The organism is Dyella sp. BiH032, assembly GCF_031954525.1.
GTDB lineage: Bacteria > Pseudomonadota > Gammaproteobacteria > Xanthomonadales > Rhodanobacteraceae > Dyella_D.
Window position 1 is genome coordinate 1009719 of sequence record NZ_CP134867.1, and the last position, 20730, is coordinate 1030448.

A 20730-nucleotide genomic window follows, 5' to 3' on the forward strand; every position below is an offset into this window, starting at 1 on the left:
GCCTGTCTCCTCAGTCCTCAAGGGCGGGACGCAGCGACGGGTCGCGTTGGACCGCCGGCCAGATGCCGAGGCCGTCCGGCCCTTTGCGCGCGAACTTCACCATCAGCATCGCGTCGATCACGGCCAGCACGGTATAGAACAGCACGAAGCCGGCGAGCGAGGTCCACACCTGCCCTGCGCTGACGCTGGATACGCCCAGCGAGGTCGGCAGGATGCCTTCGATCGCCCACGGCTGGCGTCCGTACTCGGCGACGATCCAGCCCAGTTCCGCCGCCACCCACGGCAGCGGCAAGCTCCACAGCGCCACTTTCAGGTACCAGCGGTTACGGTCCAGCCGGCGCTTGCTGGCCAGCCAGAACGAATAGGCGAACAGCGCGATGAAGTAGAAGCCGCAGGCGACCATGATGCGGAACGACCAGAACAGCACTGGCACGTTCGGAATGGTGCTCTCGGCGGCCTTCTGGACGTCCGCCGGCGTCGCCTTGCGCGGGTCCTCGATGAGGTGCTTCAGCAGCAGGGCGTAGCCGAGGTCCTTGTCGTGCGCGGCGAGGATCGCCCTGGCTTGCGCATTGTTTTTATCCTCCCGCAGCACCAGCATCGCGTCATAGGCCTGGAGCCCGTTGCCGATCTTGCCCTTGGTCTCCTCGACCAGGTTGTTGATGCCCGGTATCGGCTTGTCGATCGACCGCGTGCCGATCAGGCCCATGACCCACGGTATCTGCAGCGCATAGTGCGTGGTGCGGTTCTCGACGTCGGGGATGCCGAAGAGGGTGAACGAAGCGGGGGCTGGTTCGGTCTCCCACATGGCCTCGATGGCGGCCATCTTCATCTTCTGGTTCTCGGAAACCGCATAACCCGATTCATCGCCGAGCACCACCACGGACAGTGCGGCGGCCAGGCCGAAGCTGGCCGCCACGGTCATCGAGCGCTTGGCGAAATCCACGTTGCGCCCGCGCAACAGGTACCAGGCGCTGATCGAGAGTACGAACATGGCACCGAGCACATAGCCCGCGCTCACCGTATGCACGAACTTGGCCTGCGCCACGGGATTGAAGAACACCTCGGCGAACGAGGTCACTTCCATGCGCATGGTTTCGGGATTGAAGGCCGAGCCTACGGGGTTCTGCATCCAGGCATTGGCCACCAGGATCCACAGCGCGGAGAGGCTGGTGGCCAGCGCCAGGAACCAAGTCACCAGCAGGTGCTTCACCGGCGAAATGCGCGTCCAGCCCATGAAGAACACGCCGATCAGCGTGCCTTCCAGGAAGAACGCCATCAGTCCTTCGATCGCCAGCGGCGTGCCGAATACATCGCCGACGTAGTGTGCGTAGTACGCCCAGTTCATGCCGAACTGGAACTCCATGGTGATGCCGGTGGCCACGCCCATCGCGAAGTTGATGCCGAACAGCACGCCCCAGAACTGGGTCATGCGTTTCCACACCTCGCGCCGGGTCATGACGTAGACGCTCTCCATGATGGCGAGGATCCACACCAGGCCGAGCGTCAGCGGAACGAACAGGAAGTGGTAGAGCGCCGTCAGCGCGAACTGCAGGCGCGAGAGCGTGACGACCTCGGGGTCGACGAGCATGGCTAGCCTCCGTGCGGAGAGGAATGGGCTGGAGCGGGGTCTTGAGCAGGAGCGAGCAACCGCTGCATGGCGGCAGGTCGGGTGTCAGGAGGCGGGTGGCTCGCCGCGGCAAGCCACCAGGCCAGGGTGAGCAGGGCGAACTTGGCGAGGACGACCGCCAGCAGCTTGATGGCCAGCGGCCTCAGTGGCGTACGCCCCGGCGGCCCGGCGACGTTGGCATGCATGTGCACCCCTCCATGCAAAGTTCCGGCACAGCATACGCTCGCGTTGTCGCCGTTGTGTGTGCAGGTTTGTCGCAGGCGTCAGCCTGCCGCAGGGGGCGCGGCATGGCTAGTGCCGGGGCGCCGCCCGGCAGCGAAAAAGGCGTTTGCCTTCTGCGCCGCGCGCGTTCGCGCGGCGGCCTTGTCAGAGCTGGGCGAAGGCGTCGCGCGTGAGGTTCTCCGGCTCGGCGTCGGTGCAGACCACGTCGTCCTCGATGCGGATGCCGCCATAGGGCTTGAAGGCTTCCACCCGGTTCCAGTCGACGTCCTTGCCTGCGGGACGCCCGCGCAGTTCCTCCAGCAGCATGTCGATGAAGTAGAGGCCGGGTTCGATGGTGACCACCATGCCGGGCTCCAGGTTGCGCGTCATGCGCAGGTACGGATGCCCGGCGGGGCGGGGGATGCTGCCGCCGCGTTCGCCGCGTTGGAAACCCGCCACGTCATGCACCTGCAGGCCGATCGGATGGCCGAGGCCATGCGGGAAAAAGGCGGCCGTCACGCCAGTCTCGACGGCGCTTTCGGCATCCATCCGGATGAAGCCATGCTCGCGCAGCACGCCGGCGAGCACGTGATGGGCATGGATGTGCAGTTCCGGGTAACTCTGGCCGGCGCGCACCTTGGCAGCGAAGCTCAGTTGCGCGGCTTCGACGCTGTCGACCAGCGACTGGAACTCGTCTTCGCCGTGCCCGGCGTACGTGCGCGTGATGTCGCTGGCGTAGCCGGTCGCGTTCGCGCCCGCGTCGATCAGGAAGGAGCGATGGTAGTCCGGCGCGGTCCGGTCGAAATGCGTGTAGTGCAGCACCGCGCCGTGCTGGTTGAGGGCGACGATGCTGGCGTATGGCAGCTCCGCGTCAATGACGCCGGCGGCGGCCAGGTAGGCCTGATGGATGCCCAGCTCGCTGGCCCCGGCGCGGAAGGCCTGCTCGGCAGCACGGTGCGCGCGCGCGCCGATGCGGCTCGCCTCGCGCATCCATGCCAGCTCATAAGGCGTCTTGTAGGACCGGTGCCAGTGCAGGTAGTCGAGCACGTCCTGAGGGTTGTTCGGCTCGACGCCGGCGAGCGCAGGCTGCGTTGGCGCGATCACCGCGGGCCGCGACGACGGCGCGGGAAGCTGTGCGACGGCTTCCTCCACCGTGCGCACCACCGTGATGTCGAAGTGTTCCACCCAGTAGCCACGCGGTGCTTCCGGCACGACGTGCCAGTAATCGCGCGGCTGCAGGAAAACCAGGCGGGGCCGCTGTCCCGGCGTGTGCACGATCCAGCTGCCGGGGGCGTCGGTCAGCGGCAACCAATGACGGAAATGCGGACTGGCGACGAAGGGGTAGTCCTGGTCGTCGAGGAATTTGCGTGGCGGCAACCCGGCGGCAATCACCAGATGCTCATGCTCCGTCGCGGCGAGCGCCCGGTCGGCGCGTTCGCGCACGACGGCCAGATGATGGAGATAGAGCGAAGACAGGCGGTCGATCATGAGGGCTTCCTGGCTGGGTCCGCCGCGCGCGGCTGCTGCCGTGGACCAATGGACGCGCCGCTGGCCGGCGCCGGGGAACCGCCATGATCGCGCGGCGACGTCCGCGCTGCCAACCGAGAAGAGGTTCAGTCCTTGCCGCCGGGCAACGCCAGCCATGCCTCCAGCACGGCGGCGTCCGCGGGGCTGACGGACAGGATGCGGAAGCCGGACCAGATCTGGCCGGGCGTCGCGGCATCGTCGTGCCACTGCTCCTGGATGCCGAGTTCGATGGCCAGCGGAGCGGCCGCCAGGCCGGGCAGGCTCAGACTGACCTGGTAGATGGCTTCGCCGCGCGGCCGGACGGGGCCGATCAGGAGCAGGCCCGTGGCCGAAAGATTGCCCAGGTGGCCGAGCGGACGGTCATTGATCACGTCCATGACCACCACGCTGTAGTTCGCCCGCTTGCGCTGCGCGCGGCGCTGTTCGACGGAGCCAGCTGGCGTGTTCATGAGCGCTCTCCGGACGGCGTGGCGCCGGGCCGCATATTCTCCAGCAGTGCGCGGACCGCACGGTCGAACAGGTTCTCGCGCTCGCCGGTCGCCTCGCGGACGCGGCCGCGCGCGATGTGCCGCGCGAGCTGTTCCAGCGCCATCTCATGCCCGCGCGCGCCGCGACGCGTGACGAACAGGCAGCGGCCCGACACGGTGGAATACCAGGCGAGTTTCTCGGTGGTTGCCGGCTTGCCGGCTTCATCGAGAAAGTCGAACCAGGTGCCGAAGGGCAAACTGAGCAGGCGAGCGTGAGCGCGCCGCTCCTCTTCGCCGAGTGCCTCTTCGGTACTGGCTGGCGCCAATGATGGCGGCGTCTCGGTGGCTTGGCTTTCGCCCAGGCGCCGGTGCTGTTTCAGCCGCAAGGCCATGCCGGTTGTCGAAAGCGGTTCTTCCGGCGCAGCCGTGGCGTCCACCGTGCCGAGAAGGCGCTGCGCGACCTGGCTGGCTTCTTCCTCCTGCATGCCGATCTGCTGCAGCCCGGTCTGGACTTCCGATTGCACCGCGGCGCGATCGTCGATAGCCACCAGGCCCAGCAACTGGTCGGTGATCCGCAGGCGCGTGGCGAACGTTTCGCTGTCTTCGCCGTTGCGCAGCAGGGTCAATGCCAGCACGTCCGACCAGGCGCGCTCGAGCAGCGTTCGCACCAGGCCGCGCGGCGGCGCTTGCTGGAAGCGCTCGGCCATGAGTTCGGCGGCACGCCGGCGGGCATGCTCCAGGCGTTCGCGGCCCTGCATGGCCTCGACCTGGCGCTTTTCGGCGGCCTGGGCCTTGCGCGAAAGCAGGGCGAGGTGATGTTCGATGTCCGCCAGCAGATGAGCGTACAGCGCGGCGCTGGGTGGTTCGCGCTGCGCATACTCGGCGAGCTGCGAGAGCTTCTCGGCGAGGGCGGGGTCGGCATCGTGCCCGCCGCCGTCCAGCCAATCGCTGGCGGCCTCCGTCATGGCGGCCAGAAGGCGACGCGCGGGATGCTCGCGCTGCTCGAAGAGCCCCTGGTCGGCCAGGGCCATCCGCAGCAGGGGGATTTCCCAGTCGCCCAGCAGGCGCTGGGCATGGCTGTCGCGCTGCACGGCGCCGGCCATCTGTTCGAACAGCAGCGCGACGAGCTGCACCATCTCGTCCTGCCCGGCGCTGAGCGCCACTGGCGAAGCGGACGCCTGGCTGTTGGCATTGAGCAAGGCCAGCAACTGCTCGCGCAGGCGCAGTGCCTGACCCTCCGCGACCAGGCGCTGCGCCGCCCGGGTAAGCGGCTCGTGCAGTGCCGCCAGGACCTGCTGGAGTTGTTCGTCGCCCAGCACCAGGCCCGCCATGGGGCCGGGCTTCGCCGCTGTCCTGCGTTGCAAAGCCACCAGTTCGCGCAGCATGCCGAGCACGCTGTCGTCCGAGCCGCCCGACGTGGAGGAGGCCCCCTGCGTGGGGGGCAGGACGCCCGGGGTCGCCGCGGTCGGCACGCGCAGGCGGCGGTCGTCCCCAGGGCGGGCGACGCGATAGGCGTGCAGATACGGCAGGATGCCTTCGCCGGCCAGGTGCTGGTTGACCGTTTCATAGAGCGGCGCCAGATGGCGGACCACCATGTGCTCGAAGCAATCCAGCAGGAGCAGGCGATGCCGGCTCGGCAATTCCCAGTCGCGCAGGGCATCGAGGAAGGCATGGGCCAGCGCCTGGGCGCCCAGCGGCAGCGCTTCGCCCTCCATGGGAGGCAGGCTGGTCAGCGCGCCGAAACGGTAGGAGAGCTCGAACAGGAGTGGGGCGTGACGGGCCTCGCTGCGCGTACCCGACTGTTCCAGGGCGATGCGCTCGTCGTGCTCGCCCTCCTCCAGCAGTGAAAGGGTGGCCGAACCGGTGCCGCCGGCCATGGAGCCGATGCGCTCGAAGCGCACGGCCACTTCGGCCAGGACGCGCCGCTCCAGCGTTTCGCGCTGGCTCTGCAGCCGCTGCCGCACGCTCATGAAAAGCTGCTGATCGAGATGGTTGCGGGCCTGTTCGGCCTGCGCGAGAAGCTTGTGTTCGGCGTCCAGCAGGCAGGCCCGCAGGGGGGCTTCCAGCCAGCTGTCGCACAGCGCGTGCGCTTCCTCGATCAGGCGCCGCGCGCGCGGGCTCCAGGCGCCTTGGACATGGGACTGCTCGCCCAAGCCAGGCGCGGACGGTTGACGTCGACCCTGTTCGACATCCATGGCACGTTCCGCCGGTTTTCCCCCTGTGTTGGGGCCAGTCTAGGCCCGGTGCGCGAGCGGGCGCCATCGGCCGAAGGTGCAGGCCGAACCGCCAGGTCGAGCCATCGGATCAGTCGAGGAAGGCGGCGATCACGTCATTGAGGAAACGCTGGCCCAGCGGCGTGGTGCGCAGCCAGGCCGGGTCTTCCACCAGCCAGCCGCGCTGGCGGCAGCGGGTGAGGGCAGGGGCGATCCGTTCGACCGCCAGGCCGGTGCGTGCCTCGAACTCGGCCATAGGGGTGCCGTCGATCAGGCGCAACGCATTGAGCATGTACTCGAAAGGTAATTCGGCCGGTTCCACCGCGTTGTCGCCGCCGATGCGGGCGGGGCCACCCGCGGCGTCCATCCAGGCGCGCGGATGCCGGGTCTTCCAGCGCCGGCGGACGGTACCGCTTTCGGCATCGCTGAGCTTGCCGTGCGCACCCGCGCCGATACCCAGGTAATCCCCGAACTGCCAGTAATTCAGATTGTGGACGCAGCGCCGGTCCGGGCGGGCATAGGCCGACACCTCGTACTGTCCGTAGCCGGCGGCCGCCAGCGCCTGTTCGCAGGCTTCCTGCATGGCCCAGGCGTGGTCGTCGTCCGGCAGAGGCGGCGGATTGGCGGCGAATGCGGTATTCGGTTCCAGCGTGAGCTGGTAATGCGAGATATGTGTCGGCCCCAGGGCTGCCGCACGCGTCACGTCCGCGAGCGCCCCGTCCAGCGTCTGCTCTGGCAGGGCATACATCAGGTCCAGATTGATGTTGTCGTAGCCGGCATCCTGCGCAGATTTCACCGCCGCTTCCGCTTCCGCGGCGGAGTGGATGCGGCCGAGCCGGCGCAGTTTGTCGTCGTCGAAGCTCTGGATGCCGAAGGACAGGCGGTTGACGCCTGCGCCGAGATAGCCGTCGAAACGGCCGTGCTCGACCGTGCCGGGATTGGTTTCCAGGGTGATTTCCGCGCCATCGGCGAACGGAAGGCGCGTGCGAGCGCCATCCAGAAAGCGTGCGATCAGGTCCGGCGCGAACAAGCTCGGGGTCCCGCCGCCGAAGAAGACGCTGCGCACCGGGCGTGCATCCAGCGCCTGGGCGAAGTCGACGAGGTCAGCGTCCAGATCGGCCAGCAGCAGTTCGACGTAACGCTCGTACGGCGGCGCTTCACCCCGCACCCCATGCGAGTTGAAATCGCAGTACGGGCATTTCTTCACGCACCATGGCATGTGCACATACAGCGACAGCGGCGGCGCATTCAAAGCCATGCTCAGGTACGGTCCCGATGCCATTCGGCGAGGCGGGTGCGCAATGCCGCCAATGCCTGGCCGCGATGGCTCAGGCGGTTCTTCACCGCCGGCTCCAGCTCGGCCGCGCTCGATTCGTGGCCATGCGGAAGGAACAGCGGGTCGTAGCCGAAACCGCGTTCGCCCCGAGGTGCGGTCAGCACGCGACCGTGCCAGCGCCCTTCGGCGATCAACGGCGCCGGATCGTCCGCGTGGCGTACCAAGGCGAGCACGCAGATGAAGAACGCGCCGCGTCGGGTTTCGGGTACGCCTTCCAGTTCGCGCAGCAGCTTGGCGTTGTTCGCCGGCACGTCACCGTGTTCGCCGGCGTAGCGCGCGGAGTACAGGCCGGGTGCGCCCCTCAGGTAGTCCACGCACAGGCCGGAGTCGTCGCCGAGTGCCGGTAGCCCGGTGGCCGCGGCAGCGTTACGCGCCTTCAGCAGTGCGTTTTCCACGAAGGTGAGGCCGGTCTCTTCCGCATCGGCGACACCGAGGCTGCCCTGGGTGACGGCCTCCAGATCGATATCGGCGAACAGGTCGTTGAATTCGGCAAGCTTGCCGCGGTTGCTGCTGGCGAGAACGATGCGGGTCATGGTCAGTCGGAGAGTGAGGCGAACTCGGGTGCGTAATCGATCTGGCCGCGATAACCGTCGAGGCCGCCGTCGCGCAGGGCCAGGATCATGAAGGCGTCGCCGCCACCGTAGGTGTCGTGCAGGCCGGCGCTGGCCGCGGGACGGAAGCCGAAGCGGCCATAGAACGCAGGGTCGCCGAGTACGGCGACCGCGCGATACGGCGTCACTGTGAGTTCACGGAGCGAACCCTCCAGCAGCACAGTACCGACGCCCTGGCGCTGCCACGCGGGTGCCACGGCCATGGGCGCGAGGCCGAGCGCCAGTCCGTCATCGCCCTGGGCGATGCGCAGCGGGGAAAAGAGCACGTGCCCGGCCACGCCGCCGTCGCGCTCCGCCAGCCGTTCGAACGCGGCGCGTCCGGCAGCGCGTAGCGCAGCCACCAGCCGTGCCTCGCCTTCCCGCCCGAAGGCGGCGCGATGAACGGCCAGGACGGCTTCTGCATCCTGCGGCAGCGGCTGGCGGACGAGCATGGATTCAGCCCTGCTCGAGCGCGGCGCGCTGGGCGGCGACAAGCTGGGCGATGCCGTTCTCGGCCAGCATCAGCAACGTGTCCATCTCGTCGCGGCGGAAGGCGTGGCCCTCGGCCGTGCCCTGGACTTCGATGAAGCCGCCGCCATCGTTCATGACCACGTTCATGTCGGTATCGCAGCTGGAATCCTCGAGGTAATCCAGATCCAGCACCGGCAAACCCTGGTAGATGCCCACGGACACCGCGGCCACGGCGCCGAGGATCGGATTACGGCGCAGGTTCTCGCGCTTCATCAGCACGTTCACGGCATCCACCAGCGCTACGTACGCGCCCGTGATGGCAGCGGTACGCGTGCCGCCGTCCGCCTGAATCACGTCGCAGTCAAGCGTGATCACGCGCTCGCCCAGGGCCTGGCGATCAACGCAGGCGCGCAGGCTGCGACCGATCAGGCGCTGGATTTCCATGGTGCGCCCGCCCTGGCCGCCGCGTGCGGCCTCGCGCTGGGTGCGGGTCGAGGTGGCGCGGGGCAGCATGCCGTACTCGGCTGTCACCCAGCCTTCGCCCTTGCCGCGCAGCCACGGCGGCACGCGGTCCTCGATGCTGGCGGTGCACAGCACGCGGGTATCGCCGAAGCTGACCAGCACGGAACCTTCCGCGTGGCGTGTGTAGTGGCGCTCGATGGTGACGGGGCGCAGCTGGTCGCTGGCGCGGCCGCTGGGACGGCTGACGGCATTCATGAGGAGTGGTGGCCTGAATTGGGCAAGGCAGGGCGGGAGAGTTTACCATTGCGCCCTTTCCGGCCGCCCGTGGCGCACGAAGGTTTCCCATGATCCGCAGCATGACTGCCTACGCTTTCGCCGAGACCCAGGGCCCGGTCGGGACGCTCAGCTGCGAGCTGCGCACGGTCAATCACCGCTACCTGGAGCTCAGCCCGCGCCTGCCAGACGACCTGCGCGTGTTCGAAAGCGCCTTGCGCGAACGCATCGCCGCACGCCTGTCGCGCGGCAAGGTGGACCTGGCTGTGCGCCTGCGCAGTGAGGCGCGGGGCGATGCGCTCCAGGTGAATCACACGGTGCTGGGCCGGTTGTCCGAGCTGGCCATGGACCTGGAATCGCGTTTCCCGCGCATGAGCATCGAGTTCACCGAGCTGCTGCGTTTCCCGGGCGTAGTGCAGCAGGCGGAAGTCGACCAGGACGAACTGCAGGCAGCGCTGTTCGGCGTGCTCGACGAGGCGCTGGACGCATTGACGGCGACGCGCGAACGCGAAGGCGCCAAGCTGGGGCAGATCCTGCAGGAACGGCTGGACGGTATCGAGCGCATCATCGCCGACGTGCGCGGCTGGATGCCTCAGATCCGCGAAGGCCTGCGCGCGCGCCTGGAGCAGCGGCTGGCCGACCTGAAGCAGCCGGCCGACCCTGGCCGTCTGGAGCAGGAGCTGGTGCTGCAGCTCACCCGCGTGGACGTGGACGAAGAACTCGACCGCCTGACCACGCACATCGCCGAAGCGCGCCGCGTGCTGGGCCTCAAGGAGCCGGTGGGGCGCCGCCTGGATTTCCTCATGCAGGAATTCAACCGCGAAGCCAACACGCTCGGCTCCAAGTCGGTGGATGCGCGCAGTACCAACGCGGCGGTGGAGCTGAAAGTGCTGATCGAGCAGATGCGCGAACAGGTGCAGAACATCGAATGAGTACCGCCGACACCGCCGCTCCGCTGGAAGGCACGCTGTTCGTGGTGGCTGCGCCGTCCGGCGCCGGCAAATCCACCCTGGTCAACGCGCTGCTCGAGCGTGAGCCGGCGATCTCGCTCTCCATCTCGCATACCACGCGGCCGCCGCGGCCCGGCGAGCAGTACGGGCGTCACTACTACTTCGTGGAGCGCGCGGAGTTCGAGCAGGAGATCGCGGAAGGCATCTTCCTCGAACACGCGGAAGTGCACGGCAATCTTTATGGCACTTCGCGCAAGACCGTGTCGGATCTGCTGTGCCAGGGGCGCGACGTGTTGCTGGAGATCGATTGGCAGGGGGCGCGGCAGATCCGCAAGAGCAAGCCCGATTGCGTCACGGTGTTCATCCTGCCGCCGTCCCGGGTGGAACTGGAGCGCCGGCTGCGCGGCCGCGGTTCGGACAGCGCGGAAGTGATCGAGCGGCGCTTGCACAACTCGCGCGAGGAGATCGCCCACGCGCACGAGTTCGACTACATCATCGTCAACGACCGTTTCGACGATGCCCTGGGTGACCTGCAGTCGATCGTCCGGGCGGTGCGGCAGCGCAGCCAGCTGCAGTGGCGCCGGCACGAGACGCTGATCGCCGAATTGCTGGCCTGAGGGTTAACGGGCGGCTTGGGGCCGGCGGCGGATCGCATAGCCTTCATGGCCGTCTTCGGCTAATTTGGGCGCCTTTCCCCCGGCAGCTTCGCCCATGACCGACTCCGTTCGCGCCAAGCCAGACGACAGCGCCATCGTGCGCGTCCGTGGCCTGACCACGGTGCTCAATGGCAAGACCATCTTCGACGCCCTGGATCTGGACATCCCGCGCGGCAAGGTCACGGCCATCATGGGGCCCAGCGGCACGGGCAAGACCACCCTGCTCAAGCACATCACCGGGCAGATGCGCGGCCAGGCCGGCGAGGTCTGGGTGGATGGCCGGAATGTATCCGGACTCAATCGGGAGCAGCTGTTCGAGCTGCGCGAGCGCATCGGCTACTTGTTCCAGAACTCGGCGCTGCTCACCGATTTCGACGTGTTCGAGAACGTGGCGTTCCCGCTGCGCCAGCACACCGCGCTGCCGGAAGTGCTGATCCGCAACATCGTGCTCACCAAGCTGCAGGCCGTGGGCCTGCGCGGAGCCGCGCGGCTGATGCCCAGCGAGCTGTCCGGCGGCATGGCGCGGCGCGTCGCGCTGGCGCGGGCGATCGTGTTCGATCCCATGCTGATCCTGTACGACGAGCCTTTCGTCGGCCTGGATCCGATTGCGCTGAACCAGGTGCTGAAGCTGATCCGTACGCTCAACGAGACATTGGGCATCACCAGTGTGCTGGTGGCGCACGAGCTGGCGGCTGTGCAGCAGGTGGCGGACCACGTTTATCTGATCGCCAACGGCAAGGTGGTTGCGCACGGCGATCCCAAGCTCATCGCCGGCGACGGCTCGCCCTGGACGCGGCAGTTCTTCGGCGGCGAAGCCGATGGCCCGGTGCCGTTCCAATACCCGGCCGGCGACTATGCCGCCTCGCTCGGCTTCAAGGGGGGCGCATGAGCGCCATGCGCGACAACATCGTGACCCGCTCGCTGGCGCAGATCGGCGACTGCGGGCTGTTCCTGCTGCAGATTCTGGCCGCCGTGCCGCGCAGCATGCGTCACCTGCGCGAGACGGTGCGGCAGCTGTGGTTCGTCGGCGCGATGAGCCTGATCATCATCATGGTCTGCGGCCTGTTCGTCGGCATGGTGCTGGGGCTGCAGCTGTACGACGTGCTGTCGATCTTCGGTGGCACCTCGGCCACCGGCACGGTGGTGGCCATCGCCATCTACCGCGAGCTCGGCCCGGTGGTGACGGCACTGCTGTTCGCCGGCCGCGCCGGCACCTCGGTGACCGCGGAGATCGGCCTGATGCGCGCCACCGACCAGATCGCTGCGATGGAGATGATGGCGGTCGATCCCATTGCCTATGTCGCGGTGCCGCGCTTCCTGGCCGGCGTCATCGCCATGCCCATCCTGACCTGCGTGTTCTGCGCGCTGGGCATTTTCGGCGGCCATCTGGTCGGGGTGACCTGGCTGGGCATCGACAACGGCACGTTCTGGTCCAACATGACGGCCACCGTCGAGGTGGGCAAGGACGTGGTCAACGGCGTGCTGTGGAAGAGCGCGGTGTTCGGCGCCGTGGTCTCCTTGATCGCCGTGTTCCAGGGCTACACCACGCCGCCCACCAGCGAGGGTGTGGCCTATGCCACCACGCGTACGGTGGTGGCTTCGTCGATCGCCATCCTGGCGCTCGACTTCGTGCTCACCGCCTTCCTGATGTGAGCCCCATGACGACCGTACTCATCCACCTGCCATCGAGGATCGTGCCGTGAGCCAGAGACCATCCTATGCCGTCGGCACCGGCCTGTTCATCGTGCTGGGCTTCGCGACGCTCGGCTACCTCGCCACGCAGACGACGTCCGTGGCCAATACCAACCGCGGACCGAGCTATGTCGTGGAAGCGCATTTCGCCAACATCGGCCAGCTCAAGGAGCGCGCGCCGGTGAAGGTGGCTGGCGTGCGCATCGGCCAGGTGCAGTCGATCGTGCTCGATCCGGGCAAGGAGACAGCCGACGTGAAGCTGGCCATCGACAAGCGCTACGACAAGATCCCGGACGATTCCGTCGCCACCATCTTCACCAGCGGCCTGCTCGGCGACCAGTACGTGGGTATCCAGTACGGCAACTCGTCCAAGGCATTGGCCGAAGGCGGCACGCTGGCGTTGACGCGCCCGGCGCAGCAGCTGGAGGAGATGCTCGGCAAGTTCTTTGGCGCCGGCGGCGCGGCGGACAACCTGGGCGGCAGCTATACGGTCAAGGCACGCTTCACCAACGTCGGTGCGCTGTCCGCCGGAGCGCCGGTGAAGATGGCCGGCGTGGCCATCGGCAGCGTCAAGTCGGTCAAGGCCGATCCGGTCAAGCTGGACGCCCTGGTGGAGCTGTCGATCGACAAGAAATACAGCCAGATACCCGACGATTCGGCCGCGGCAGTATTCACCAGCGGTTTGATCGGTACTCAGTATGTTGCGATCCAGCCCGGCGGCTCGCCGGATGCCCTCAAGGACGGTGACGAGCTGGTATTGACCCAGTCGGCTCTGCAGCTCGAAGACCTGATCGGCAAGTTCCTGGTCAATGGTTCCTCGAGCGACAAGAAGCCGGACAATGGCGCCGCGTCCTCTTCTTCCTCTTCCCCCCGGCCGGCAAGCACTGAGCTGGCCGCCACACCCAGGTCGATTCCAGGAGTTACCCATGATGCTGCGTAGTCTGGCTCTTGCCACCGCCATCGCGTTTACCGGTGTCGTCGCCGCTCCGGCCTTTGCCCAAGCCGCCGCCCAGGCGCCGGCGGCGGGCCAGCCCCCGCAGCAGGTGGCGCAGACCATCGTCGACGAGCTGGGCAAGGCGATCGACGGTCACCAGGCCGAGCTGAAGAAGGACAAGGAGAAGCTCATCTCGGTGATCGACGACGTCTTCCTGCCGCACTTCGACATCGATTACGCGTCGATCCTGGTGCTCGGGCAGCATGCCCGCGAGACCACGCCGGAGAAGCGCGCGGAGTTCGCCCGCGCCTTCTACAACTCGATCACCCACCGCTACGCCGAAGGCCTGCTCAGCTACACCCAGGGCCGCGTGAAGGTGCTGCCGTTCAGCGGCGACCTCAACGACAAGCGCAGCGTGGTGCGCACCCAGGTGGTGCTGGACGACGGCAAGACGGTGTCGGTGGACTACGCGTTCCGCAAGTCGCGCGACGGCGACTGGAAGGCCTACGACGTGATCATCGAAGGCATTTCCTATATCACTAACTATCGCAACCAGGTCGACGCCGAGATTCGCAAGGGTGGCCTCGACAATCTGATCAACGACCTGAAGACCAAGGGTGCCGACGCGCTCAAGCAGATGGACAAGGACGGCAAGCAGGGATGAGCGCCGCCGCCTTCCAGGTGACGCGCACCGCACCGGATGCCTTGCAGGTCTCCGGCGCGCTGACCTTCGCTACGGCGGCGCAGGCGTTGACCGCGATCAATGCGGCAGCCGCCGGCTGCCGCGAAGTCGACCTGGCGGGCGTCAGCCAGAGCGACAGCGCCGGACTGGCCTGTGTGCTGGCGGTGCTGGCCCATGCAGCGGAGCGTGGCCATCCGCTGGCGCTGCGGAACGTACCGGAGGGTATGCGGGTGCTGGCCTCGGTGTGCGAAGTCGACCGGTTGCTCGCGTAAGCTCCGCGTAGCTGGATCGCGCAAGAAAAAGGGGCCTCGCGGCCCCTTTTTGCTGTGCTCAGTTCGGGTTGGGCTTCTGTGCCGCCGGCTCCTGAGGTTGCTGCGTCTTCTCCCATTGGTGCTGCTCGTTGAGCAGCTCGTCGGGATCGAAGTTGGCTTCCTTCAGGCCTTGCATCTGCTCGATCACTTCCGCCGGCGGATTGCCGTCGTAGATCCGGTAGATGCGCTGCTGGCGGTAGGCGTCGCGCAGGAACACGTAGGGGTCATAGGCCGACTTCAGGAAGCTCTCGGCATCGATTGCACGCGAGCGGATCGTCACCAGGTACAGCACCTGCGGGATGTAGTACTGGCCGTAGTGGAAGTCGTGGTTGCGCGAGAAATAGCTCAGCGGATCGAAGAAATAACTGTCCACCGGCAGGCGCCAGACATCGCGTACGGTCGTCGGACCCACCAGCGGCAGCATCAGGAAGTCGCCTTCGGGTACGCCCCAGCGGGCCAAGGTGATGCCGAAGTCATTGTCTTCCAGCGGCAAGCCGAGCTGGCTGGCCGGATCGAAGAAGCCGCCTACGCCCAGCGTCAGGTTGACCAGGAAGCGGCCGGTGCTGCGCGCGGCCTGGAGCGGACGGGCCTGCAGAAGGTCGTTGGCTACTGTGATCGGCATCTTGATGTTGGTGAAGAAGTCGCTCACCGCGCGGCGCACCGGCGGATTGGTGACCTTGCGGTAGCCGACCGCCACCGGGCGGATGATCGCCTGGTCCAGCGAATCGTTGAACGCGTAGACCTTACGGTTGAACTGTTCGTGCGGATCGTCCGTGCGGGGCTTGGCGATGCTGCAGCCGGCCAGCAGGGCCACGGCGAGCAGGGGCGACAGGCGCAGCAGAGCGCGTCGAAGGGGGGATGACATCAGCATCAAAAGTCCTGTCCGCTGCGAAGGTCGAGGAAACGATTAATTGTACTGCCTGGTTCTTATATTGTGTATTGCTAGGGCGAGTCTCGGCGCTGGGCGCTGCAGGCCGCCTGAACCAGTCATGATAAGGCCATGTTGCATTGCCATGAAAGCGCCCCCTGGCTACACTGGCGACCTATAAGTCGCTTTATTCCCTAAGGATTTCACATGGCACGCATTACCGTGGAAGACTGCCTCGAGGTAGTCGACAACCGTTTCGAGCTGGTGCTGATGGCGACCAAGCGCGCCCGGCAGCTGGCCAAGGGTGCCGAGCCGGCAGTCAATCCCGACCATGACAAGCCCACGGTCGTGGCGCTGCGCGAGATCGCCGACCGCCGCATCGACCAGGCCACCATCGACGAGATCGACCGCGCCGAGCGCGAGCGTGCCGAGCGCGAAGCGCTGGAGTGGGCCGCGGCCGAAGTCGACGATGATCTCTCCAAGGGCGGCGACGACTGATGGACGGAGCTGGCTGTAAACGCTGCCACGCGGGCGCCGGCTTGGCCGGTGCCGTACGCGGGCGCCCCGTTGCCGCCGCTCCTATTCGCTCCCTTCTGCCCCGCGGGGTGGCTGCCTGAGCGGCGGCCAACGCCACATGTCCGCGGCTACGCATCCCGAGCCCGTGGATACGTCCTCGTTGCCGCCCTACGTGCTCGCGCTCAAGGAGCGCGTGGCCTACCTGCCCGAAGACCAGGTGATGCGCGTATTGCGCGCCTACGAGGTCGGTGCGCAGGCGCACGAGGGGCAGGCCCGCAAAAGCGGTGAACCGTACATCACCCACCCGGTCGCCGTGGCAGGCATCCTGGCCGAGCTGGGCCTGGACGCCGAAACCATCATCGCTGCGATCCTGCACGACACGCTGGAAGACACGGCTCTCAGCCGCGCCGAACTGGCCGGCGAGTTCGGCGATACCGTGGCCGATCTGGTCGACGGCGTCACCAAGCTGGACAAGATGCGGTTCCGCAGCCGCCAAGAGGCAGACGCGGAGAGCTTCCGGAAGATGCTGCTGGCGATGGCGCGCGACTTGCGCGTCATCCTGATCAAGCTCGCAGACCGGCTGCACAACATGCGCACGCTCGGCGCGAAAGATGCCGAATCGCGCCGTCGCATCGCGCGCGAAACCCTGGAAATCTATGCGCCCATCGCCCAGCGCCTGGGCATGAACAAGTTCAAGGCCGAGCTGCAGGACCTGGGTTTCAAAGCGCTTTACCCCGATCGCTACCGCGTGATCAGCGACCGCATTCGCGCCGCGCTGGGCAATCGACGCGAGGCCATGGGTAAGATCGAAGCCGCGCTCTCGGCACGGTTGACCGGCGAGCATCTGACCTCGCGCGTGATCGGCCGCATCAAGTCGCCGTGGAGCATCTATTCGAAGATGCGCAATGAGCACAAGAGCTTTGCGCAGCTCATGGATGTCTACGGTTTTCGTGTAGTCGTCGACAGTGCGATGAGCTGCTACATGGCGCTCGGCTCGGTGCATTCGCTGTACAAGCCGGTTGATCGGCGGTTCAAGGATTTCATCGCGATTCCCAAGGCCAACGGCTATCAGTCGTTGCACACCGTGCTGCTCGGTCCGTTCGGCGCACCGATCGAAGTGCAAATCCGCACGGCGGAGATGGATTCCGTCGCCGAGCGCGGTGTCGCGGCGCACTGGGCTTACAAGACGGATAGTGGGCCGGCCAACAGCGCTCAGGCGCGTGCGCGCGAGTGGCTGTCGTCGCTGGCGGACAGCCAGGCGAATACCTCCTCGTCGTCCGAATTCATCGAGAACGTCAAGATCGATCTCTTTCCCGACGAGGTCTATCTGTTCACGCCGCGCGGAGACATCCTCTCCTTGCCGCGCAATGCTACGGCGCTGGACTTCGCGTACGCCGTGCATACAGATGTCGGCGACCACGCCGTCGCCGCGCGCGTCGACAAGAAACTGCTTCCGCTGCGCACGCGGCTAGAGTCGGGGCAACTGGTAGAGATCATCACTGCGCCGTCCGCGGTGCCCAATCCGGCATGGCTGGAGTCGGTGGTCACGGGCAAGGCGCGTACCGCGATCCGTCAGTACCTCAAGCATCTGCAGCATGAGGATGCGGTGGATTTCGGACACCGCATGCTCGACCGCGCGCTCGACGCACAAGGTTCGAGCCTCGACGCTATCCCCGCCGCCGTACTGGACCGCTTCCTCGAAGCGTCCAAGCTCAAGCGGCTGGAGGAGCTGCTCGCCGACATCGCGCTGGGTAATCGCATGCCCGACGTGGTGGCGGGTCAGCTGCTCGTCGCGCGCGGCAAGCAGAAGGGTGCGGCTGCGCCGACGCAGCACGCCGTCGAGAAGATCCGCATCACCGGTGCCGAGCGCGGCGTCCTGAGTTTCGGCAACTGCTGCCACCCGCTGCCGGGGGACGAGATCATCGGCTACCTATCCACCGGCAAGGGTATCGTCGTCCACCGGATCGAATGCCCCAACGTGATGGAGCTGCGCAAGTCGCCCGAGCGCTGCGTCGCCATCGAATGGGACCGGGACGTCCAGGGAGACTATCGTGCCGAGCTGCGCATCGAGGTCATCAATCGGCCCGGCGTGCTGGCCACGGTGGCGGCGGCGATCGCCGCCGCGAATTCGAACATCGAGAACGTCGAGTACGTGGAGCGCGACAGTGCCGCCGCGACCTTGCTGTTCGCGCTCGAAGTGAAGAACCGCAAGCATCTGGCGGACGTCATCCGACGTGTGCGGCGCACCGGCGTCGTCAGCGGCGCGTACAGGTATCCGCTGTAAGGCCGCCACTCTTTCCGTTTCCGCGTCGGCGCTCCTAAACTTCGGACTTTCCCCGCTCCGAGGTCCGCGCGATGTCCCGCAGCATCATTTCCACCGACAAGGCCCCCGCCGCGATCGGCCCGTATTCGCAGGCCGTCCGGGCCGGCAACACCGTGTACTTCTCCGGACAGATTCCGCTGAATCCCGCCACCGGCGAACTCGTGCAGGGCAACATCGACCTGCAGACCCGCCGGGTCTTCGACAACCTCAAGGCAGTGGCCGAGGCGGCTGGCGGCGCGCTCTCGGATGTCGTCCGCGTGGGCATCTACGTCACGGATCTGGCGAATTTCGCCGCGGTCAATGCAGTGATGGCCGAGTACTTCGCGACGCCGTATCCCGCACGCTCGACGATCCAGGTATCAGCCCTGCCGAAAGGCGCTGAAGTGGAGGTCGACGCCGTGATGGTTCTGGGCTGACCCCTGCGGGGGGCGTTCGCCGACGCCGCCCGTGGGCGCGCGCCGCTACGTCTCCAGGACAGGCTCGGATAGGCTTGCCGCGATGCCTGCCTCGCCCACTTCCTCCGCCATCGACATGCCGCCCGATCCCGGCCTCGCGCCGGTATCGACGTTGCCCGGCGTCGGTCCGGCCCTCGCCGAGGCGCTCGCGCGGCTGGGGCTGGAGCGCGTGCAGGACCTGTGGTTCCACCTGCCGCTCCGCTACGAGGACCGTACCCGGATCGAGGCCATCGCCGACCTGCGGGTCGGCGAGCGCGCCCAGGTCGAGGGCGTAGTGGAAGCGGTGGAGCGGGGGTTTCGCTATCGGCCGCAACTGAAGGTCGCCATCAGCGATGCATCGGCGCAGACCTTGGTATTGCGCTTCTTCCATTTCCACCGCGCTCAGGCCGAGCAGCTCAAGCCCGGCGTGCGCCTGTTGGTCTACGGCGAGGCACGCCATGGCGCGCAGGGCATGGAAATGGTGCATCCGCAGTACCAGCGCTTACTGGATGATGTTCCACCGGCGATGGAGGATCGCCTGACCCCGGTTTATCCGACCACGGAAGGGCTGGGGCCCAAGCGCCTCGCCGGTGTCATCGCAAAGGCGCTGGCGGTGCTTCCGCCTGATCACCAGCTGGAGCTGATTCCTCCGGAGCTTGGAGCGGCGCATGGTTTGACCTCGTTGCGAGAGGCCTTGCTCTATGTGCACCGGCCGCCACCCGACGCGCATCTCGGGCAGCTGACGCTGGGGCGGCATCCGGCCCAGCAGCGCCTGGCCTTCGAAGAGCTGCTCACCCAGCATCTGAGCCTCAAGCGTATGCGCGCCGCGGTGAAACGGCGGCGGGCTCCCATGCTGGGCGGAGACGGCGCGCTGCGCCAGCGTCTGCTCGACAGCCTGCCATTCGCGCTCACTGGCGCGCAGCGCCGCGTGTCCGACGACGTGGCAGCGGACCTGGCCAAGAAGCACCCCATGCTCAGGCTGGTGCAGGGCGACGTCGGCAGTGGCAAGACGGTCGTCGCCGCGCTCGCTGCGCTGGCTGCCGTGGAGTCGGGCCGGCAAGTCGCGCTGATGGCGCCGACAGAGCTGCTGGCTGAACAGCATTTGCGTAGTTTCCGGCACTGGCTGCAACCGCTCGGCGTGGAAGTCGAATGGCTTGCGGGGAAGGTCACCGGCAAGGCCCGCCAGCGCGCGCTGGAGCGCGTTGCCGCTGGCGCGCCCGTGGTGATCGGCACCCACGCATTGATGCAGGAAGGGGTCGACTTCGCGCGACTCGGGTTGGTGATCGTCGACGAGCAGCACCGCTTCGGCGTGCAGCAGCGCCTGTCGCTCCGCGACAAAGGCCTGGAGGGCGACCAGGTTCCCCATCAGCTGGTACTTACTGCCACACCGATCCCGCGGACGCTGGCGATGAGCGCCTACGCCGATCTCGATGTGTCTTCCATCGACGAATTGCCGCCAGGGCGTACGCCGGTGCAGACCATCGCGATTTCCAATGCGCGCCGGGCCGAAGTGATCGAGCGCATCCACTCGGCCTGCCTCGAGGGACGGCAGGTCTACTGGGTATGCACGCTGATCGAAGAAACGGAGCAGTTGCGCGCGCAGGCGGCCGAAGTGGCCTACGCCGAGCTCTCCGGCGCGTTGCGGGACTGCCATGTGGGCCTGATCCATGGGCGCATGAAGCCCAAGGAGAAGCAGGCGGTGATGGATGCCTTCAAGCAGGGCGAACTGGCCGTACTGGTGGCGACCACAGTGATCGAGGTGGGCGTCGACGTACCCAATGCGAGCCTGATGGTGATCGAGAACAGCGAGCGTCTCGGCCTTGCGCAGCTGCACCAGCTGCGCGGGCGCGTGGGGCGCGGGGCAGTGGCCTCCAACTGCGTGCTGCTCTATCAGCCGCCGCTGGGGACCCTGGCCAGGGAGCGGTTGCAGGTGATGCGCGACACCAACGACGGTTTCCGTATCGCGGAGAAGGACCTGGAACTGCGCGGCCCGGGCGAGGTGCTTGGCACGCGGCAGACCGGCCAGCTCAGCTTTCGCATCGCGGACCTCTCGCGCGACGCGCATTTGCTGCCGGCCGTCCAGGCCGTGGGCACGGCCATGCTGCGCGACCACGCCGGGCAGGCGGAGCGGCTGATCGAGCGGTGGATCGGTGGCGCTGCGCGTTATGTGCACGCATGAACGGATGAGGGCCGGCCT

General features: G+C 67.1%; 20 protein-coding genes. 11 read left to right on the forward strand and 9 right to left on the reverse strand.

Annotation, left to right across the window (positions count from 1 at the left end):
* Positions 1-10: 10 nt before the first annotated feature.
* From RKE25_RS04450 to rph, 8 genes are all read right to left on the reverse strand, one after another.
* On the reverse strand, positions 11-1588 hold the full coding sequence (locus RKE25_RS04450) for a cytochrome ubiquinol oxidase subunit I (RefSeq protein WP_311841057.1): 1578 nt from the start codon (positions 1586-1588) through the stop codon (positions 11-13).
* A 405-nt stretch (positions 1589-1993) separates the two neighbouring features.
* Positions 1994-3316 carry a Xaa-Pro dipeptidase gene (pepQ, locus tag RKE25_RS04455; RefSeq protein WP_311841058.1) on the reverse strand — a complete coding sequence of 441 codons (1323 nt, stop codon included), beginning with the start codon at positions 3314-3316 and terminating at the stop codon, positions 1994-1996.
* A gap of 125 nt (positions 3317-3441) precedes the next feature.
* Entirely contained in the window at positions 3442-3804 is a 363-nt protein-coding gene (locus tag RKE25_RS04460) for a PilZ domain-containing protein (RefSeq protein ID WP_311841059.1), read from the reverse strand.
* Positions 3801-6017 carry a DUF1631 family protein gene (locus RKE25_RS04465; RefSeq protein ID WP_311841060.1) on the reverse strand — a complete coding sequence of 739 codons (2217 nt, stop codon included), beginning with the start codon at positions 6015-6017 and terminating at the stop codon, positions 3801-3803. The genes RKE25_RS04460 and RKE25_RS04465 overlap by 4 nt, the downstream gene beginning before the upstream one ends.
* 109 nt (positions 6018-6126) lie before the next feature.
* Positions 6127-7293, reverse strand: coding sequence for a radical SAM family heme chaperone HemW (gene hemW, locus RKE25_RS04470; RefSeq protein WP_311841061.1), 1167 nt, complete (start codon positions 7291-7293; stop codon positions 6127-6129).
* Between the two features lie 2 nt (positions 7294-7295).
* On the reverse strand, positions 7296-7904 hold the full coding sequence (gene rdgB, locus RKE25_RS04475) for an RdgB/HAM1 family non-canonical purine NTP pyrophosphatase (protein ID WP_311841062.1): 609 nt from the start codon (positions 7902-7904) through the stop codon (positions 7296-7298).
* Between the two features lie 2 nt (positions 7905-7906).
* A complete protein-coding gene (locus RKE25_RS04480; protein WP_311841063.1) occupies positions 7907-8413 on the reverse strand; it encodes an N-acetyltransferase in 507 nt (168 codons plus the stop codon).
* A 4-nt stretch (positions 8414-8417) separates the two neighbouring features.
* The gene (gene rph / locus RKE25_RS04485; protein WP_311841064.1) at positions 8418-9149 is read right to left on the reverse strand and encodes a ribonuclease PH; all 732 of its coding nucleotides are present in this window, start codon (positions 9147-9149) and stop codon (positions 8418-8420) included.
* 89 nt (positions 9150-9238) lie between these two features.
* Here rph and RKE25_RS04490 point away from each other — a divergent pair, with 89 nt between their 5' ends.
* From RKE25_RS04490 to RKE25_RS04520, 7 genes are all read left to right on the forward strand, one after another.
* Complete coding sequence (locus tag RKE25_RS04490; protein ID WP_311841065.1) at positions 9239-10099, forward strand: YicC/YloC family endoribonuclease; 861 nt, start codon at positions 9239-9241, stop codon at positions 10097-10099.
* A complete protein-coding gene (gene gmk / locus RKE25_RS04495) occupies positions 10096-10734 on the forward strand; it encodes a guanylate kinase (RefSeq protein ID WP_311841066.1) in 639 nt (212 codons plus the stop codon). The genes RKE25_RS04490 and gmk overlap by 4 nt, the downstream gene beginning before the upstream one ends.
* A gap of 94 nt (positions 10735-10828) precedes the next feature.
* Positions 10829-11662, forward strand: coding sequence for an ABC transporter ATP-binding protein (locus tag RKE25_RS04500; RefSeq protein ID WP_311841067.1), 834 nt, complete (start codon positions 10829-10831; stop codon positions 11660-11662).
* The gene (gene mlaE, locus RKE25_RS04505) at positions 11659-12426 is read left to right on the forward strand and encodes a lipid asymmetry maintenance ABC transporter permease subunit MlaE (protein ID WP_311841068.1); all 768 of its coding nucleotides are present in this window, start codon (positions 11659-11661) and stop codon (positions 12424-12426) included. Before RKE25_RS04500 ends, mlaE begins: the two co-directional genes overlap by 4 nt.
* A 46-nt stretch (positions 12427-12472) precedes the next feature.
* On the forward strand, positions 12473-13405 hold the full coding sequence (gene mlaD, locus RKE25_RS04510) for an outer membrane lipid asymmetry maintenance protein MlaD (RefSeq protein ID WP_311841069.1): 933 nt from the start codon (positions 12473-12475) through the stop codon (positions 13403-13405).
* Positions 13395-14063: an ABC transporter substrate-binding protein gene (locus tag RKE25_RS04515; RefSeq protein ID WP_311842328.1), complete on the forward strand. Its 669-nt coding sequence runs from the start codon at positions 13395-13397 to the stop codon at positions 14061-14063. The genes mlaD and RKE25_RS04515 overlap by 11 nt, the downstream gene beginning before the upstream one ends.
* Positions 14060-14353, forward strand: coding sequence for an STAS domain-containing protein (locus RKE25_RS04520; RefSeq protein WP_311841070.1), 294 nt, complete (start codon positions 14060-14062; stop codon positions 14351-14353). Before RKE25_RS04515 ends, RKE25_RS04520 begins: the two co-directional genes overlap by 4 nt.
* A 58-nt stretch (positions 14354-14411) precedes the next feature.
* Here the strand turns inward: RKE25_RS04520 and RKE25_RS04525 are convergent, their stop codons facing one another.
* Complete coding sequence (locus RKE25_RS04525; RefSeq protein WP_311841071.1) at positions 14412-15257, reverse strand: VacJ family lipoprotein; 846 nt, start codon at positions 15255-15257, stop codon at positions 14412-14414.
* Between the two features lie 210 nt (positions 15258-15467).
* Between RKE25_RS04525 and rpoZ the strand changes: the two genes are divergently transcribed.
* The 4 genes from rpoZ to recG all read left to right on the forward strand — a co-directional run bounded on the left by rpoZ (position 15468) and on the right by recG (position 20712).
* Positions 15468-15758 carry a DNA-directed RNA polymerase subunit omega gene (gene rpoZ, locus RKE25_RS04530; RefSeq protein ID WP_026633813.1) on the forward strand — a complete coding sequence of 97 codons (291 nt, stop codon included), beginning with the start codon at positions 15468-15470 and terminating at the stop codon, positions 15756-15758.
* 136 nt (positions 15759-15894) lie between these two features.
* The gene (locus tag RKE25_RS04535; RefSeq protein WP_311841072.1) at positions 15895-18060 is read left to right on the forward strand and encodes a bifunctional (p)ppGpp synthetase/guanosine-3',5'-bis(diphosphate) 3'-pyrophosphohydrolase; all 2166 of its coding nucleotides are present in this window, start codon (positions 15895-15897) and stop codon (positions 18058-18060) included.
* A 71-nt stretch (positions 18061-18131) separates the two neighbouring features.
* A complete protein-coding gene (locus tag RKE25_RS04540; protein WP_311841073.1) occupies positions 18132-18515 on the forward strand; it encodes a RidA family protein in 384 nt (127 codons plus the stop codon).
* An 82-nt stretch (positions 18516-18597) separates the two neighbouring features.
* On the forward strand, positions 18598-20712 hold the full coding sequence (gene recG / locus RKE25_RS04545) for an ATP-dependent DNA helicase RecG (RefSeq protein WP_311841074.1): 2115 nt from the start codon (positions 18598-18600) through the stop codon (positions 20710-20712).
* The last annotated feature ends 18 nt before the right edge of the window (positions 20713-20730 follow it).

What these genes read in the sequence shown, in the direction of transcription:
- RKE25_RS04450 (WP_311841057.1), bottom strand. Translation starts at nt 1,588, where the DNA reads ATGCTCGTCGACCCCGAGGTCGTCACGCTCTCGCGCCTGCAGTTCGCG.
- pepQ (WP_311841058.1), bottom strand. Translation starts at nt 3,316, where the DNA reads ATGATCGACCGCCTGTCTTCGCTCTATCTCCATCATCTGGCCGTCGTG.
- RKE25_RS04460 (WP_311841059.1), bottom strand. Translation starts at nt 3,804, where the DNA reads ATGAACACGCCAGCTGGCTCCGTCGAACAGCGCCGCGCGCAGCGCAAG.
- RKE25_RS04465 (WP_311841060.1), bottom strand. Translation starts at nt 6,017, where the DNA reads ATGGATGTCGAACAGGGTCGACGTCAACCGTCCGCGCCTGGCTTGGGC.
- hemW (WP_311841061.1), bottom strand. Translation starts at nt 7,293, where the DNA reads ATGGCTTTGAATGCGCCGCCGCTGTCGCTGTATGTGCACATGCCATGG.
- rdgB (WP_311841062.1), bottom strand. Translation starts at nt 7,904, where the DNA reads ATGACCCGCATCGTTCTCGCCAGCAGCAACCGCGGCAAGCTTGCCGAA.
- RKE25_RS04480 (WP_311841063.1), bottom strand. Translation starts at nt 8,413, where the DNA reads ATGCTCGTCCGCCAGCCGCTGCCGCAGGATGCAGAAGCCGTCCTGGCC.
- rph (WP_311841064.1), bottom strand. Translation starts at nt 9,149, where the DNA reads ATGAATGCCGTCAGCCGTCCCAGCGGCCGCGCCAGCGACCAGCTGCGC.
- RKE25_RS04490 (WP_311841065.1), top strand. Translation starts at nt 9,239, where the DNA reads ATGATCCGCAGCATGACTGCCTACGCTTTCGCCGAGACCCAGGGCCCG.
- gmk (WP_311841066.1), top strand. Translation starts at nt 10,096, where the DNA reads ATGAGTACCGCCGACACCGCCGCTCCGCTGGAAGGCACGCTGTTCGTG.
- RKE25_RS04500 (WP_311841067.1), top strand. Translation starts at nt 10,829, where the DNA reads ATGACCGACTCCGTTCGCGCCAAGCCAGACGACAGCGCCATCGTGCGC.
- mlaE (WP_311841068.1), top strand. Translation starts at nt 11,659, where the DNA reads ATGAGCGCCATGCGCGACAACATCGTGACCCGCTCGCTGGCGCAGATC.
- RKE25_RS04515 (WP_311842328.1), top strand. Translation starts at nt 13,395, where the DNA reads ATGCTGCGTAGTCTGGCTCTTGCCACCGCCATCGCGTTTACCGGTGTC.
- RKE25_RS04520 (WP_311841070.1), top strand. Translation starts at nt 14,060, where the DNA reads ATGAGCGCCGCCGCCTTCCAGGTGACGCGCACCGCACCGGATGCCTTG.
- RKE25_RS04525 (WP_311841071.1), bottom strand. Translation starts at nt 15,257, where the DNA reads ATGTCATCCCCCCTTCGACGCGCTCTGCTGCGCCTGTCGCCCCTGCTC.
- rpoZ (WP_026633813.1), top strand. Translation starts at nt 15,468, where the DNA reads ATGGCACGCATTACCGTGGAAGACTGCCTCGAGGTAGTCGACAACCGT.
- RKE25_RS04535 (WP_311841072.1), top strand. Translation starts at nt 15,895, where the DNA reads ATGTCCGCGGCTACGCATCCCGAGCCCGTGGATACGTCCTCGTTGCCG.
- RKE25_RS04540 (WP_311841073.1), top strand. Translation starts at nt 18,132, where the DNA reads ATGTCCCGCAGCATCATTTCCACCGACAAGGCCCCCGCCGCGATCGGC.
- recG (WP_311841074.1), top strand. Translation starts at nt 18,598, where the DNA reads ATGCCTGCCTCGCCCACTTCCTCCGCCATCGACATGCCGCCCGATCCC.